This window comes from Mammaliicoccus sp. JADD-157 (genome assembly GCF_049310805.1).
Classification (GTDB): domain Bacteria; phylum Bacillota; class Bacilli; order Staphylococcales; family Staphylococcaceae; genus Mammaliicoccus; species Mammaliicoccus lentus.
Genome location: NZ_JBMOVZ010000001.1, coordinates 171,492 through 187,063 on the forward strand (window position 1 = coordinate 171,492; position 15,572 = coordinate 187,063).

Annotated in this window: 15 protein-coding genes; 13 read left to right on the forward strand and 2 right to left on the reverse strand. The window is 31.6% G+C overall.

What is annotated here, in order from left to right; all coding sequences use genetic code 11:
- Positions 1 to 84 precede the first annotated feature (84 nt).
- Positions 85 to 1,704, reverse strand: a complete 1,620-nt coding sequence (locus tag ACO6VN_RS00865) for a peptide ABC transporter substrate-binding protein (RefSeq protein WP_422404107.1) — start codon at positions 1,702 to 1,704, stop codon at positions 85 to 87.
- 404 nt (positions 1,705 to 2,108) lie between these two features.
- Here ACO6VN_RS00865 and ACO6VN_RS00870 point away from each other — a divergent pair, with 404 nt between their 5' ends.
- From ACO6VN_RS00870 to ACO6VN_RS00920, 11 genes are all read left to right on the forward strand, one after another.
- Complete coding sequence (locus ACO6VN_RS00870) at positions 2,109 to 2,825, forward strand: GntR family transcriptional regulator (protein WP_194200605.1); 717 nt, start codon at positions 2,109 to 2,111, stop codon at positions 2,823 to 2,825.
- A 62-nt stretch (positions 2,826 to 2,887) separates the two neighbouring features.
- Positions 2,888 to 3,997, forward strand: a complete 1,110-nt coding sequence (locus ACO6VN_RS00875; RefSeq protein WP_070045756.1) for an SIS domain-containing protein — start codon at positions 2,888 to 2,890, stop codon at positions 3,995 to 3,997.
- 12 nt (positions 3,998 to 4,009) lie between these two features.
- Positions 4,010 to 4,945: a 1-phosphofructokinase family hexose kinase gene (locus ACO6VN_RS00880; RefSeq protein ID WP_422404108.1), complete on the forward strand. Its 936-nt coding sequence runs from the start codon at positions 4,010 to 4,012 to the stop codon at positions 4,943 to 4,945.
- Positions 4,946 to 5,890: a tagatose 1,6-diphosphate aldolase gene (locus tag ACO6VN_RS00885; protein ID WP_216683635.1), complete on the forward strand. Its 945-nt coding sequence runs from the start codon at positions 4,946 to 4,948 to the stop codon at positions 5,888 to 5,890.
- A gap of 22 nt (positions 5,891 to 5,912) precedes the next feature.
- Positions 5,913 to 7,697: a glycoside hydrolase family 35 protein gene (locus tag ACO6VN_RS00890; protein WP_216683636.1), complete on the forward strand. Its 1,785-nt coding sequence runs from the start codon at positions 5,913 to 5,915 to the stop codon at positions 7,695 to 7,697.
- 28 nt (positions 7,698 to 7,725) lie between these two features.
- Positions 7,726 to 8,205, forward strand: coding sequence for a PTS system mannose/fructose/N-acetylgalactosamine-transporter subunit IIB (locus ACO6VN_RS00895; protein WP_216683637.1), 480 nt, complete (start codon positions 7,726 to 7,728; stop codon positions 8,203 to 8,205).
- 17 nt (positions 8,206 to 8,222) lie between these two features.
- Positions 8,223 to 9,110, forward strand: coding sequence for a PTS mannose/fructose/sorbose/N-acetylgalactosamine transporter subunit IIC (locus ACO6VN_RS00900; protein WP_216683638.1), 888 nt, complete (start codon positions 8,223 to 8,225; stop codon positions 9,108 to 9,110).
- Positions 9,097 to 9,954, forward strand: coding sequence for a PTS system mannose/fructose/sorbose family transporter subunit IID (locus tag ACO6VN_RS00905; protein WP_017001103.1), 858 nt, complete (start codon positions 9,097 to 9,099; stop codon positions 9,952 to 9,954). Before ACO6VN_RS00900 ends, ACO6VN_RS00905 begins: the two co-directional genes overlap by 14 nt.
- 26 nt (positions 9,955 to 9,980) lie before the next feature.
- Positions 9,981 to 10,382: a PTS sugar transporter subunit IIA gene (locus ACO6VN_RS00910; RefSeq protein ID WP_064211211.1), complete on the forward strand. Its 402-nt coding sequence runs from the start codon at positions 9,981 to 9,983 to the stop codon at positions 10,380 to 10,382.
- A gap of 89 nt (positions 10,383 to 10,471) precedes the next feature.
- The gene (locus ACO6VN_RS00915; protein ID WP_135031574.1) at positions 10,472 to 10,831 is read left to right on the forward strand and encodes a DUF2294 domain-containing protein; all 360 of its coding nucleotides are present in this window, start codon (positions 10,472 to 10,474) and stop codon (positions 10,829 to 10,831) included.
- Positions 10,832 to 10,997: 166 nt separating this feature from the next.
- A complete protein-coding gene (locus ACO6VN_RS00920) occupies positions 10,998 to 12,023 on the forward strand; it encodes an NAD-dependent formate dehydrogenase (protein WP_218707801.1) in 1,026 nt (341 codons plus the stop codon).
- A 556-nt stretch (positions 12,024 to 12,579) separates the two neighbouring features.
- On the opposite strand, the gene ACO6VN_RS00925 is transcribed toward ACO6VN_RS00920, so the two are convergent.
- On the reverse strand, positions 12,580 to 13,167 hold the full coding sequence (locus ACO6VN_RS00925; protein WP_422404109.1) for an AAA family ATPase: 588 nt from the start codon (positions 13,165 to 13,167) through the stop codon (positions 12,580 to 12,582).
- 205 nt (positions 13,168 to 13,372) lie between these two features.
- Between ACO6VN_RS00925 and ACO6VN_RS00930 the strand changes: the two genes are divergently transcribed.
- Entirely contained in the window at positions 13,373 to 14,098 is a 726-nt protein-coding gene (locus ACO6VN_RS00930) for a GTP pyrophosphokinase (protein WP_017001096.1), read from the forward strand.
- 181 nt (positions 14,099 to 14,279) lie between these two features.
- Positions 14,280 to 15,356 carry a M42 family metallopeptidase gene (locus ACO6VN_RS00935; RefSeq protein WP_017001095.1) on the forward strand — a complete coding sequence of 359 codons (1,077 nt, stop codon included), beginning with the start codon at positions 14,280 to 14,282 and terminating at the stop codon, positions 15,354 to 15,356.
- Positions 15,357 to 15,572: the final 216 nt, after the last annotated feature.

Sequence of the window (15,572 nt, forward strand, 5' to 3'; positions counted from 1 at the left end):
CCCTTTATGCTTTAAAAGTTTTATATTAATATAATAGATTGCTTGTTAAATATGATTTTTTAATATTGTTCATAGTTGATTGTTCTATCGGTCTAATTTTACATGTTTATATTCTTTTGTCCCTACGTAATGAATAATACGCCCATTTACTTCTTTCTTTGTTAATCTCGCTTTACCTTTTTGATAAAGTGGTATGACCATCGCATCTTCTAGCAATATTTCTTCTGCATTTGCTAATTCATCCCATCTTTTATCTGGGTCTTTAAGCAATGTTGTTTTACCGTCGTTTATTATTTTATCGTACTTAGGATTATTGTATCCTGTTTCTCCTTTAGTTGTTTCGCTCAGGAATAAATCTAAAAATGTCATAGGGTCTGGATAGTCTGGACCCCATCCTGTTAGAGCTACATCATAGTCACCTTTTTTAGTTAAAGCGATTTTTTGTTTGTTAGGTTGTTGCTTAATTGACATCGTAACACCAGGTAGATGTTTTTCAACTTGTTCTTTAAAATATTCTGCGTCTCTTTTAGCATTGTCTTGATCAAATGTTAAAAATTCAATATTGATTTTATCTTTTCCTAAATCTTTTTTAGCTTTTTCTAACGATGCTTGTGCTTTTTTAACATCGTAAGAATAAGGTGGGTTAACTAATTTGTTATAATCTTGTTTCTCGTCATTTGTAAAAACTTCTTTAGGTGTAAAAGTATCAATTGGTGCTGAACCATCGTTTAAATTATTGTTAACATATGCTTTTTTATCAATCGCTTGAGCAATTGCAGCTCTTAAATCTTTATTTTGAAGGTCTTTATTTGTCTGTGTGTTTATTTGTATATAGTAAGTTGCAGATTCTAGCTTTGTGTCGAAACCTTCTTTATCTTTATTTGAATTTACATTTTGTGAACTTAACTCTGTCGTATCAACTTTGTCATTATTATATAAATTGAGTGCTGTTTGCTCATCTTTAATAACGCTGTAATCAATACCTTTAAGAGCAACATTATCTTTATCCCAATACTCTTTGTTTTTCTTAAGTTTATAGTTATCTTCAACTTTCCAACTCTTCATAACAAACGGCCCGCTGTACAATGTTTTATCTACTGATGTACCATATTTACTGCCTTGTTTCTTAACGAATTTTTCATTTAGTGGCATGAATGTACCAAATGTTAACAATTCTTTGTAGTACGGTAGTTCTTCGTTTAAAGTCAGTTCTAAAGTATGATCATCAATCGCTTTAACACCTAATTCTTCAACCTTTTTCTCACTTTTATTAATAGCTTCAGCATTTTTAATGTCATACATGATATATGCATACTCAGCAGCTGTTTCAGGATCTACAGCTCTTCTCCAAGCGTAAACAAAATCATGTGCTGTGACTGGTTCTCCATTTGACCATTTAGCATCTTTTCTTAAATCGAATGTCCATGTCCTACCGTTATTTGATTTTTTTGGATCACCTTTTGCAATTGCAGGTTCTGCTTTATCATCTTTATCTAAACGATATAATCCTTCTTGGGTTGCGTTCATGACTTCAAACGCTCCAGCTTCTACTGCCAAACTAGAATCCAAGGTCGTTAAATCCGAAGGCGCTATTAATCTCAGTGTGTCCTTAGGCTCTTTCTTCCCCGCATCTGTTCCACTACATCCAGCTAAAAATATTACCAAAACTAATACATAAATGCCCATTTTATAAAAATTATTCATCAAATCAATCCCCTTATTTGTTTGATAGTGTTAAATCATGTTTATACTATCATAGAAATTTGAATTTTCAATTAATTTTATGCAATAAATATTTTTATTGAAACAATAACGAGCGATTTTTAATATATAATTTTATACGATTGAGAGGCTTTATAACAGTGTTTCTATAAGTATTGATTCTTTATGTTTTGGTGTGAAAAAATTTTATTATAATGTGTTTTATGAAAAAGTTACTCATTTCAAAAAAATTTGTTATTATAAATAAACATAAACAATCAAAAAACAACAACATTATTTTCAGCTAAATTTCAAAAACGTGGTGAAATATGAGAAAAATAATGTGACTTTACATTTAATTTTAAAAGTATTAAACTAAAAGTGGTCATAACCAGCAAGGAGAAAAAATGAAAAACTTAAATACACCTTTATATTTTCAAGTCTATAAAGACATAAAGTATAAGATTCAAAATGGTCAATACAAAGAAGGAGAAAAATTACCTTCTGAACGGAATTTATATTCGCAATATGATGTTAGCCGTATAACTATAAGAGAAGCTTTAAAACTTCTAGAAGAAGAAGGCTATATTAGACGAGAACATGGACGTGGATCTATCGTACTAGGCAGTCAGTACAATCAAATGCTAGATAGTCTTTATAGTTTTAAAGATGAGATAGAAAAGAATGGAGACCAACCAAGCACGATAATGTTAAGCCTTGAAAAAATTGCTTCTACAGAACATTTACAAAAGAAAATGGGGATACTGCCACATCAAGAAGTTTATGAATTACGTCGTTTAAGGTTAGCCAACGACAAACCATTGATTTTTGAAACGAGTTATTTACCAGTTAAGTTTTGCGAGGGCTTAGAAAAATTTGATTTTAATAGCCATTCTTTATATAACACATTAGATAAATACTATGATATCCAAATTATTCGCGCGTATGAAAATTTAACTGCAAGAAAATTATCCGAACCACAAGCTAAATATTTAGAAACAGATATAAACGATACTTGCATGTTTATAGAGCGCTTTAGTTATATTGAAGAAGGCATTATTGAATATACTGAAACGGTTGCCAAAGCAAAAGATTACAAATATACCGTTAAATTAATTGGCTAGATTTAACGGTATATAATTTAACAATACTGGTTATGACAACATGACCAATTAGGAGGATTTGTATGTTGAATGAAACAAGTACTTATAAAGAAATCAGACAACAGCCAAAAATATGGAAAGAAACAGAAGGTATTGTAGCCTCATCTAAACAGGAGTTCGTTGATTTTGTAAATAAAGTTAATGAACATGCGGATGGTAAACCTGTGAAAGTTTATTTTACTGGTGCAGGTTCTTCAGCATATGTAGGCGATATATTACGCTTAGCTAAATCAAATAAATTTAGTGAAGGTTGGGATTTTGAGAATGTCTCTACAACTCATTTCGTAACTAATCCACTTTCATTTATTGAAGAGGGAACTGTTTATGTATTTGTATCATTTGCTCGTTCAGGAAATAGTCCAGAAACAAAAGGGACAATTGAAATAGCTGATCAATTAGCAGATAAAGCGTTTCATATCTTTATTACGAATAATAAAGATGGTTTTTTAGGTACATATGAAAACGACAATATTTTTAAAATTATATTACCTGAGGAAACAAATGATAAATCACTTGCTATGACTTCAAGTTTTTCTTCTATGCTTTTATCAGCATATTTGTTATTTGGTGGCGAAGTATCCAACGACTTTTATGATAAAGCTGAAAAATCATTTGATAGTATCGAAGAATTAGCTGACAAAATTTCTGGATATGATTACAAAAAAGTATTTTATGTTGGTACTGGGATTATAGGTGAGCTTACACGTGAAGTTGCTTTGAAGTTAAATGAATTAACTAGTGGTCAGATTGGTATATCGCGTGAAACAACACTTGGATTTAGGCATGGTCCAAAAGCAGGGCTGAGTAAAGAATCAATATTTATACTATTGCGTAGTAATCACTCATACCGTCGTCAATACGAAAAGGACTTAATTAAAGAAATAGAAAGTGGTAATCCAGATTATCAAATACTTATTTTAGGGCCTAATAATGATGATTCCAATCAAGCGGTTGCTTTAAATAATGCTGAAGATTTCAATGACTTCGAATTAGCTTTAACTTATCTCATATTTGGTCAATTGTTAGCAAGCAAGCAGTCTATTAAATTTGGTTTGAATCCTGACAATCCGAGTCCTACAGGTTTTATTAACCGCGTTGTTAAAGGCGTTACAATTTATGACTTTGAGCAATAATGGAGGTATTTCATGATTATCACACATACTTTTAATCCATCCATAGATATCACTTACAATGTTGAGCAATTACAGTTAGGGAACGTACACAGACCTGTTCAAACAATTAAAAATGCGGGCGGAAAAGGGTTGAATGTTTCCAAAGTGTTATTGCAGCTCGGAGCAGATTTAAAAGCTCATACTTATTTGGGTGGAGAAAATGGCCAATGGATAGAAAGACAACTGAATGAAATAGGTATACCGACAATTGCTACTCATATCAAAGGCAGTACCCGCCAGTGTATAGCTATTAACGATGGCTCGAAACAAACAGAAATACTTGAGCAAGGCCCTGAAATTTCACATGATGAACAACATGATTATCTAGATAATTTTCAAAAGAATCATAATCATATAGATGTTATGGCTATTAGCGGAAGTACACCTGCATTACAAGGCAATACATCAAAGAATCATGTTAAAAGCATTTTAGAAAATTCGAGCGATAGTTATAATATTTTAGATATAAGGGCGTCAGAATTAATAGATATATTAGAAACGAAAGCACCGGTACACTGTATAAAACCAAATGAAGAAGAATTTAAAACGTTAGTAAATGGATCAAGTCTGAGTGACAAAAAAATTTACAACTTATTGAAAGCGCATACATTATTTAATGATTTAGATGTGTTTGTCACTCTTGGAGATAAGGGAGCAATAGTTAAATTAAAAGATAAAATATACAAAGCAGAAATACCTGAAATTACAGCTGAGAACTCTGTAGGTTCAGGTGACGCCACAGTTGCTGGTATCGCATTTGGTATGGAAAAATTTTATAACGAAAATGAAAAAATAATACGTTTAGCACTATCATGTGGTATGTCTAACGCAACACAAAAAGAAACAGGTCATATCAATCCAGAACAAGCTCAAGAGTTTGCTAACAAAATTAAAGTGGAGTTGTTATAAATGACAAAAAAAGATTTGAGTAAATTATTAGATGAAAATGGTGTATTTTCAGCTATTGCGATTGACCAAAGAGGCGCTTTGGAAAGGTTATTGAAAGATTATGCAAATGAAGAAAACATTTCATCATTTAAAAGCTTAGTTTCAGAAATATTAACGCCTTATGGTTCTAGTATATTATTGGATCCAGAATATGGGATGGAAGCGGCGCGAAAAAAAGATAAAGATGCAGGGTTAATTCTTGCATATGAACAAACAGGATATGAAAAAAGTGTGCCAGGACGTTTACCAAGACTTATTGAAAATCAATCAGTGCAAAAATTAAAAGAAAAAGGTGCAGATGCTATAAAAATTTTGATTTATTACGATGCTGATGAGTCTGATGAGATTAACGATAAGAAAAAGGCGTTTGTGGAGCGTATCGGTAGCGAATGCGAGACAGAAGATGTGCCGTTCTTACTAGAAATATTGACTTATGATAGTCATATTACTGATGAAAAAGGACCTGAATTTGCTAAATTAAGACCGAACAAAGTTATTCGTGCAATGAATTCATTTAGCGAACCACGTTATAAAGCTGATGTATTAAAAGTAGAAACACCTGTAAACATGAACTATGTAGAAGGATTAGGAGATAAAGAAGTTGTATACACACAGAAAGAGGCGGCGCAATACTTTGAAGAACAAAACAATAGCACAAACCTTCCTTATATTTTCTTAAGTGGTGGTATTTCGGCTGACTTATTTAACAAAAGTTTAAAATTTGCTAAAGATTCTGGTTCGAAATTTAATGGTGTCTTATGTGGTCGAGCTACATGGAAAGGTGCTACTGAAACTTTAGTTACTGATGGATGGGATGCTTCAGAAAAATGGTTAAATGATATAGGTTTACAAAACTTGAAAGCATTAAATCAAGTTAACCAAATTAACGCTACACCAATCAAATAACTTTAAAACGGGAGTGCAATTAATGAGTAGATTCGAAATTTCAGAAACATTTTATTTAGATGGACGTCCTTTACAAATATTATCTGGTGCAATACATTACTTTAGAATCCCAAGCGGGGATTGGTATCAAAGTTTATATAACTTAAAATCTTTAGGGTTTAATACAGTAGAAACGTATGTACCTTGGAATTTTCATGAAGTAATTGAGGATGAATATGATTTTACAGGAAACAAAGATATAAAGCGGTTTATTAAGATAGCTGAGGAATTGGGGTTATACGTTATAATTCGCCCTTCACCGTATATTTGTGCAGAGTGGGAATTTGGTGGATTACCAGCATGGTTATTAAATTATCGATATATGCGTATACGTTCTTCAGATGAAAGTTTCATCGAAAAAGTTGCTAAGTATTATGATGAATTATTTAAAATTTTAACGCCTCTACAAATTGACGAAAATGGACCGATTATTATGATGCAAGTTGAAAATGAATATGGTTCTTACGGTCAAGATAAAGAATATTTATCGCGCTTAAAAGATTTAATGTTAGAGCGAGGTACTACAGTTCCATTATTTACATCAGATGGAGCTTGGAACCAGTGCTTAAGTGCTGGAAGCATGATTGATCAAAATATTTTAGTGACTGGGAATTTTGGTTCTCGAACGCATGAAAACTTTAATAATCTTAAAAATTTTCAAGAGGAATATTCGAAGAAATGGCCATTAATGTGTATGGAGTTTTGGGATGGCTGGTTTAACCGCTGGGGCGATGAAATCATTAAACGTGATACGGATGATTTAATCAATGATGTAAAAATAGCAATTAGAGATGGTCATATTAACTTATATATGTTCCATGGTGGAACCAATTTTGGATTTTGGAATGGCAGTTCGGCACGTGGTAACACAGATTTACCACAAATCACATCATATGATTATGATGCACCACTTGATGAATCAGGTAATCCTACTGATAAATATTTTGCATTACAAAATTTAGTAAAAAATGAAAAGAACGATATCCAACAACGCCCTCCTAAATATCGAGAATTTATGGAAATCAATAATATAGAAGTAACAGATCAAGTAAGTCTATTTGAAATTTTAGATGATATATCAATCAAAACAACTTCTAAATACCCTCAAACTATGGAGGAAGCAGGAGATGGTTATGGATACTTTGTTTATCGTACTCATATCAAACGTGAAAGTCACAAAGAGAATTTAAGAATAATCGATGCTCGAGATAGAGTACATTTATTTATCGATAATAAATTAGAACATGTAGCGTATCAAGATGAAATAGGAGCACAAATTGAAGTTCAATTACAAAATGAGCAACCTCAAATTGATGTTTTAGTTGAAAATATGGGGCGTGTAAATTATGGTCATAAGCTACTTTCTAGCACTCAACGTAAAGGGCTTGGACAAGGATTAATGCAAGATTTACATTTTGTTCAGAATTATGAACAGTTCGATATTCAATTCAATAAATTAAGGTCAAAACATTTTCAAAAAAATTATATAAAAGGCACACCTTCATTTCATCGTTATAAATTTAATCTTGAAGAAACTTATGACACATATTTAGATATGCAACAGTTTGGTAAAGGTGTAGTTCTAGTTAATGGACATAATATAGGTAGATACTGGGAAATTGGACCTACTTTATCACTTTATATCTCCAAATCATTCTTAAATGTTGGAGAAAATGAAATCGTTATTTTTGAGACAGAAAATAAAGCGAGTTCAACTATTAATTTAAAGAAATCACCTATAACAATTGATAATAAAATAGATAACTAACTTATTCAAAACGAAGGGGTAATTAATTATGACAATCATTGCAAATAGAGTTGACGGAAGATTAATCCACGGACAAGTAGCTAATTTATGGGCTACAAAATTAAATATTACGCGCTTTTTAGTCATTGACGATGAAATAGCACAAAGTGATATTGATAAACAAAGCTTAAAACTTGCGACACCATCGGGAATTAGATTAAGTGTCTTACCAATAGAAAAAGCAGCTCATAATATAAATAATGGGAAATACGATTCTCAACGTTTAATGGTTATTGCTAGGAAGCCAGATAGATTCTTACAGTTGCTAGAACATGGCGTAAAACTAGATGAGTTGAATGTTGGTAACATGTCTCAAACAGAAGAGACTCAATCATTAACAAAATCTATTAATGTCACTGATACAGATATTGATGTTTTCAAAAAGTTGAATGATAAAGGGTTAAAAATTGTTTCGCAGATGGTGCCTAACGATGAGGCAGTTAACTTTATGTCTCTACTCAATAAATAATAAAGGGGAGATGAATCATGGATATCTTATGGTGGCAAGTGATTTTCTTAACGATTTATGCAGGTTACCAAATATTAGATGAATTACAGTTCAATACACTGAACCAACCCGTATTTGCGGGGTTAATTGCCGGTTTGATAATGGGAGATATGAAGACGGGATTAATAATCGGTGGTGGTATGCAATTAGTTGTTTTAGGAGTTGGTACATTCGGGGGTGCTTCTAAAATTGATGCGAACTCAGGTACTATAATAGCTGTAGCATTTTCAGTTGCACTAGATATGAATACGCAACAAGCTTTATCAACTCTAGCAATACCAGTTGCCAGTTTAATGATTCAAATGGATGTTTTAGCACGTATGACTAATACATTTTTTGCACATCGAATTGATACACACATTGAGAATATGAATTACAAAGCGATAGAGCGGAATTTTCTATTCGGAATAATTCCGTGGTCGCTATCTAGAATGATTCCAGTAGCTTTAGCATTAGCTTTTGGTGCACATGTAGTACGCCCAGTAGTAAATTATTTAAACACAGATCTTAAGTGGTTAGGGGATGGATTAACGACAGCTGGGGCAGTGTTGCCGGCTGTAGGTTTTGCAATATTATTAAGATATTTACCAGTCAAAAAACATTTTCCTTATTTCATTTTAGGTTTTATTATTACCGCAATATTCTCCACAGTATTTACTAGTGTTAATAGTGTTGGTAACGCAGTGTCAGGTATGTCTAAAAAATTCGATTTTACAGAATCTAGTTTACCAATGTTAGCTGTAGCACTTATCGGTTTTTCATTAGCAGCTATAGATTATAAACGCAATACTGAAAAGCCATCGCCTACTCAAAATAGTGCTTCTGCAGATGACGAGGAAGGGGAGATAGACGATGACGAGCTTTGATAATACACCAGAAAATAATGAACAAATACAGCCATCTTCTACAGGGTATCAATTAACTCAAAAAGACTTTAACCAAATTAACCGACGCAGTTTACTGTTTTACCAATTGGGTTGGAACTATGAACGTATGCAAGGTAGTGGTTATTTATTCATCATTTTACCTCAATTAAGAAAAATTTACGGAGACGATTCGCCTGAATTAAAAGAAATGATGAAAATACATTCTCAGTTTTTCAATACGAGTAATTTCTTCAATACTATTATTACAGGTATTGACCTTGCAATGGAAGAAGAAGAACAATATAAAGCTAAAGACACAGTAAAAGGGATGAAAGTAGGATTGATGGGATCATTTGCTGCTGTAGGTGACTCTCTATTTGCTTCTTTAATACCTACTATTTTTGGGGCTTTAGCAGGTAACATGGCACAGCAAGGTAATCCAGTCGGAGCACTAATATGGATATTTGCAACAGTAGCTATTGTGATCTTCAGATGGAAACAGCTAGGATATGCATATAAAGAAGGGGTATCACTTGTTACGACAATGCAACATCGATTAGAAACATTAACAAACGCAGCGACATTACTTGGGGTCTTTATGGTTGGCGCACTAGTAGCATCCATAGTAAAAGTTGAATTTGCTTGGAAACCAACCATTGGTGATGTAACTATTGATATTCAAGAAAACGTTGATATGATTTTACCTAAATTATTACCGTTAATTATTGCATTAAGTATTTATTGGTTACTTGGACGCAAACATATGAATGCTACAAGAGCTATATTTATTGTGCTAATTGTATCAATCATTCTATCAGCATTAGGTATTATTACTCCAAGTTAATAAATATTTAAAGGAGATAAATAATTATGGAGAAATTAATTTTAGTAAGTCACGGAAAATTTTGTGAAGGTATTAAAGACAGTGTTGAAATGATATTAGGTCCTCAAGAACATATTTTCACAGTATCATTATTAGAAGAAGACGGACCACAAGACTTAGAGAAAAAATTCACGCAACATATTGATAAAGATGATGATGTTGTAGTTTTTGTAGATATACTTGGAGGCACACCAGCAAATATAATAAGTAAACTTATAATGCAAGGTGAAGAACTAGAGCTATATACAGGAATGAACTTACCTATGATAATAAGTTATCTAAATGGCCAAATGATTAATGAAGAAGTAGATTATATCTATAAAGGACGAAAAGGAATCGTAAAAGTAAACGATATAATAAACGAATCTGAAAGTGAAGAAGATGAATAAAAAATTGTCTAAAAATTCATGAGCTTGATTTATTAATCAAAAGGTATATAATGGAAATTGAAAGAAAGTGTTCTTCTTATATTGAAAAGGTGAGAGAAATAGATACTAATAAAAAAGAACAACAATTTTCTAATCTTATTCGCTCTTATCGCAAACAGCATGTAGGTAAAGGTCCTGAAAGAATACAAGTATTTTTTAAAGGTAATTGGGCTATTGCTCACATGTCAGGTGCTTTAAGTAAAGTTGAGATGTTTTATTTAAATGATCAACGAAACGAAGCGATGTTACACTATACGCGAACTGAAAAAATAAAACAGTTGTATAGTGATATTAACTTAGAAGAAATGGAAAATCTTGTTGAAGCTAAATTTGTTAAATTATTTACAGATATTGATTTAACTGATGATGAAGTTGTATCAATATTTGTGTTCGATAAATCAATAGAATAAGCTAGATGGTGTAAGGTACTCGGTGCTGTTTGCTAACTACGCTTTGAATTAATCATTCAAGGAGGTGGTATATGCAAATAGTGTCGAGTTTTTTTGTTTTAGAAAAAAGCAAAAGCATCAAAGCAGTATAGGGATTTTAAAATATAATTTACAAGGAGAATTTATTATGAAAATAGTAGCATTATTTCCAGAATCAGTAGAAGGACAAGATAATCAACTTCTTAATACTAACAAAGCAATTGGGTTAAAATCATTTTTAGAAGAAAAAGGTCACGAACTTGTGATATTAGCGGACAATGAAGCGGATTTAGACAAACACTTAGCAGATATGGATGTTGTAATTAGTGCACCATTCTACCCTGCTTATATGACTAAAGAACGTATTGCAAAAGCACCTAACTTAAAATTAGCTATTACAGCCGGAGTAGGTTCTGACCATGTTGACCTACAAGCAGCTAGTGAAAACAATATAGGTGTAGTTGAAGTAACAGGAAGTAATACTGTCAGTGTAGCAGAACATGCTGTTATGGATTTACTAATTTTATTACGTAATTATGAAGAAGGTCACCGTCAATCAGTAGAAGGAGAATGGAATTTATCTCAAGTTGGTAACCATGCACATGAATTACAAAACAAAACAATCGGTATCTTTGGCTTTGGTAGAATTGGTCAACTAGTAGCTGAACGTCTTGCACCATTTAACGTTAAAATTCAACATTATGATCCAATGAACCAAAAAGATAATAAAGATTCTAAATTCGTGAGTTTTGATGAACTTGTTTCTACAAGTGATGCAATTACTATTCATGCACCTTTAACACCAGATACAGATAATCTGTTTGATTACAATGTGTTAAGCAAAATGAAAGCTGGCAGTTATTTAGTAAATACAGCACGTGGTAAAATCGTAAACACATTTGATTTAGTAGAATTACTCAAAACAAATCATATTCAAGGTTACGCAGGAGATGTATGGTATCCACAACCCGCACCAGCTGATCACCCATGGAGAGATATGCCTAGAAATGCAATGACAGTGCATTATTCAGGTATGACTTTAGAAGCACAAGAACGTATTGAAGAAGGCGTGAAAGATATTTTATCTCGTTTCTTTAACAATGAACCGTTCCAAGACAAAGATATTATAGTTAATGGCGGACAAATTACAAGTAAAAGTTACACTACGAAATAAGTAAAGTTTATTTTTAAAAGCCATCTTTAAATATTAAGATGGCTTTTTTATTGTGCAAAAAATCACTGAAATACCGAACTCAATATGTTTATAAGAGAAGATATTCCAACATTTAAAAATTAACTTAGTAAGGAAGTTGTTAATTGAAAAAAATAATTTTATTATTTGTAAGCTTTGCTATTTTAAAATCTTACAATGATGAATCAAGAGATTTGAAAATGTATACTAGCAAATATTACTTAATCCCATTTGCAATTAGATTAAGGATAAAAAAACATCACTTCGAAAATTATAAAATAAGTATGAAATGATTAAAAAAGCAATCGTTTTAGGAGTGAGTAAATCTGTGTCTTTTGAAAGTGCATGCTTGCATGGGTATGGTTTGAGCCTGTAGTGTAGTCTCTCACACATACAATTCGCCGGGCGTCAGAACTTTCAAATCAAGAAGAATCCTGGTCTAACGAGCTTGTTGAAAAAGTGTTTTGTTAGAATGACAGTTAGTTAATTATCACATAAAAATAAGAGTCCATATATTATTTATCTACTGGACTCTTTATTATCTAATATGTTTTATAGTTGTTAAAATTTTATCAATTCTCTTCCTTAAAAATTTTCTATTATCTTTTAATAGATTAAGGTCACTTCTCTTAGATATTTCTACTACAATATCATCAACATTTAATTTATCTGTTACTATTTTATTATCTTTTATCTTAGTGTTAAAAGCTTTAATACAATAATCTATTTGTGATTTTGCAAAAGTATTACCAAATTCTAATCTTTTATTTAAGCGTCTTAATATAGTATTTTTATCAGTATATAAAACATAGTGATCTAAATGGATACCATCACTTTTTAACTTTTCTACAATCTCACGATAATAATCGAAATTGATGAGTGTCATAGGAACAATTATTATACCATCATAGGAATTTGCAATTTGTTTTAACATTTCATAATTAAAATTTCGCCATTGTTCATGATCTTGAAAGTTATGTTTATGCAACTCTTTAGGAGTATTCTTGCGTATAAAGAAACCTACATTCTCTGGATCATAAATAAAAGATTTTTTTAACCTCTTCTGTAATTCATAAGCAACAGTTGTTTTTCCAGATCCATAAGCTCCGTTAAGCCAAATAATCATAGAACTCACCCTAGATTTTAGAATATTATTTCAATGATACTTTCTTTACTATATGAATTATACCATATACTTATTCATTATTTTATTTTCTTCTTTCTTCATTATTACCTAAACTCAGCCTCTCATTCTTTGATGTAAAATTTTTAAATGATATAATTAATAGTAAGAAAATATATTTTTATTTAAAAATATAAGGAGAATATCTATGTATATAGAAAGAAAACCATCAATTAATTTAACTGAGTTGAAAAAAGAGTTCACAAATCATTTGAATGAAATTGAGAGGCCTCAAACGACGGAACAAGCGATGGAAGAGTTATTTAATTTTGTGGAATTGCAACATACTTACGCTTCGGCTTTAGAAGAAATTGGTACAAAGCTCAAAATTTTAGATGATGAATTTCAGGTAGCTTACAAACATAATCCTATCCATCATATGGAAAAAAGGGTTAAAGAATTCCCAAGTGTAGTCAAAAAGTTAAAGAGAAAAGGTTTTCCATTGAACGCAAAGTCAGCTCGCGATAATTTACAAGATATAGCGGGTATTCGTGTAGTATGCAATTATTTAGAGGATGTTTATACGATTGAACAGTTGCTACTAAGACAAGAAGATATTAAATTATTAAAAAGAAAAGATTACATTAATAATCCTAAGCCAAATGGTTATAAAAGTTTGCATTTAGTAGTTTCTATACCAGTATTTTTAGCTGAAAGGGTAGAAGTGACGCCAGTGGAAATTCAAATTAGAACAATCGGTATGGATATGTGGGCAAGTTTAGAACATAAGCTTAGATACAAAAACACACATATTTCAACAGAACAATACCAAGACAAACTAAAAGAATGTTCAGCTGAAATTACTAATGTCGAAAGAAAAATGCAAGAAATGAACAATGAAATTTATAAGAGTACATTTATTGAAACAGAATAATTATATGGATTAATACACCTCAAAGTTAGATGAGAAATTTAACATCGGGGTGTATTTTATTATTCAGAAAATAATTTGTTAAAATAACTGAAAAATCAATCAAATCAATCCTTCTCATAACACTTTTGTTAAAGAGAATGATAAAATAGAAATGTTGAAAAAATATTAAGGGGGAAGTAAAATGGCTGATTCAGTAAAATTATTAAAAACATTAACAGACATTAATGGCATTTCTGGATATGAATACAATGTTAAATCTAAAATGCGCGAGTATTTAGAACCGGTTAGTGATGAAATTGTAGAAGATAATTTAGGTGGTATTTTCGGGAAGAAGAAAGCTAAAGATGGATCTAAAACAATTTTAATCGCAGGTCATTTAGATGAAATTGGATTTATGGTAACCCGTATCGATGACGATGGTTATATTAAGTTTACGCCAATCGGTGGTTGGTGGAACCAAGTTATGTTATCTCAAAAAGTGACTGTCACTACAGATGATGGTAAAGAATTAAGAGGTATTATTGGGTCTAAACCACCACACGTATTAAGTCCTGAAGAACGCAAAAAACCAGTAGAAATTAAAGATATGTTCATCGACTTAGGCGTAGGTGATAAAGAAGCGGTTGAAAAATTAGGCGTTGAAATAGGTAATATGGTAACACCTTATTCAGAATTTGAAGAGCTAGGTGATGGAAACTATTTAACAGCAAAAGCATTTGATAACCGTTTTGGATGTGCTTTAAGTGTTGATGTATTAAATGAACTGAAAAATGATGAATTAGGTATTAACCTTGTTTCAGGTGCAACTGTACAAGAAGAAGTAGGTTTACGTGGAGCGAAAGTAGCAGCTAACAAAATTAAACCAGACTTATCAATCGCAGTAGACGTAGGTATTGCTTACGATACACCTGGAATGAAGGGGCAAGATCATGATACGAAGTTAGGTAATGGACCACTTGTATTATTAATGGATGGTACAAATATCGGTCATGTTGGCTTTAGAAAATTCATTAAAAATGTAGCGAAAGAGAAAAATATAGACGTACAATGGGATAACATTACTGGCGGAGGAACAGACGCAGGTAGTATCCATGTTGCAAACGAAGGCACACCAACTATCTCAATCGGAGTACCATTACGTTATATGCACTCTAACGTTTCTGTACTTCATAAAGAAGATTACTTAAACGCTGTGAAACTTGTTGCAGAAATTGTTAAAGCATTAAATGACGATACTGTAAAAGATATCATGTGGTAACAGAACAAAAAATATATAATGACTTTTAACATAAAAGGATTTCATCATTAGTAGTAAAACTAGTGAGAAATCCTTTTTATTTATAACCGAAATCCTTTAACAACAGTTTCTACATCTACTATTATGACTAAGTGCTAAATTATTATTAAAATAAAACAATTTTCTGTATTAATATTTTTTAATTTTTAAATGGCTATTGTTTGTAAACCTTGATAT

What these genes read in the sequence shown, in the direction of transcription:
- ACO6VN_RS00865 (WP_422404107.1), bottom strand. Translation starts at nt 1,704, where the DNA reads ATGAATAATTTTTATAAAATGGGCATTTATGTATTAGTTTTGGTAATA.
- ACO6VN_RS00870 (WP_194200605.1), top strand. Translation starts at nt 2,109, where the DNA reads ATGAAAAACTTAAATACACCTTTATATTTTCAAGTCTATAAAGACATA.
- ACO6VN_RS00875 (WP_070045756.1), top strand. Translation starts at nt 2,888, where the DNA reads ATGTTGAATGAAACAAGTACTTATAAAGAAATCAGACAACAGCCAAAA.
- ACO6VN_RS00880 (WP_422404108.1), top strand. Translation starts at nt 4,010, where the DNA reads ATGATTATCACACATACTTTTAATCCATCCATAGATATCACTTACAAT.
- ACO6VN_RS00885 (WP_216683635.1), top strand. Translation starts at nt 4,946, where the DNA reads ATGACAAAAAAAGATTTGAGTAAATTATTAGATGAAAATGGTGTATTT.
- ACO6VN_RS00890 (WP_216683636.1), top strand. Translation starts at nt 5,913, where the DNA reads ATGAGTAGATTCGAAATTTCAGAAACATTTTATTTAGATGGACGTCCT.
- ACO6VN_RS00895 (WP_216683637.1), top strand. Translation starts at nt 7,726, where the DNA reads ATGACAATCATTGCAAATAGAGTTGACGGAAGATTAATCCACGGACAA.
- ACO6VN_RS00900 (WP_216683638.1), top strand. Translation starts at nt 8,223, where the DNA reads ATGGATATCTTATGGTGGCAAGTGATTTTCTTAACGATTTATGCAGGT.
- ACO6VN_RS00905 (WP_017001103.1), top strand. Translation starts at nt 9,097, where the DNA reads ATGACGAGCTTTGATAATACACCAGAAAATAATGAACAAATACAGCCA.
- ACO6VN_RS00910 (WP_064211211.1), top strand. Translation starts at nt 9,981, where the DNA reads ATGGAGAAATTAATTTTAGTAAGTCACGGAAAATTTTGTGAAGGTATT.
- ACO6VN_RS00920 (WP_218707801.1), top strand. Translation starts at nt 10,998, where the DNA reads ATGAAAATAGTAGCATTATTTCCAGAATCAGTAGAAGGACAAGATAAT.
- ACO6VN_RS00925 (WP_422404109.1), bottom strand. Translation starts at nt 13,167, where the DNA reads ATGATTATTTGGCTTAACGGAGCTTATGGATCTGGAAAAACAACTGTT.
- ACO6VN_RS00930 (WP_017001096.1), top strand. Translation starts at nt 13,373, where the DNA reads ATGTATATAGAAAGAAAACCATCAATTAATTTAACTGAGTTGAAAAAA.
- ACO6VN_RS00935 (WP_017001095.1), top strand. Translation starts at nt 14,280, where the DNA reads ATGGCTGATTCAGTAAAATTATTAAAAACATTAACAGACATTAATGGC.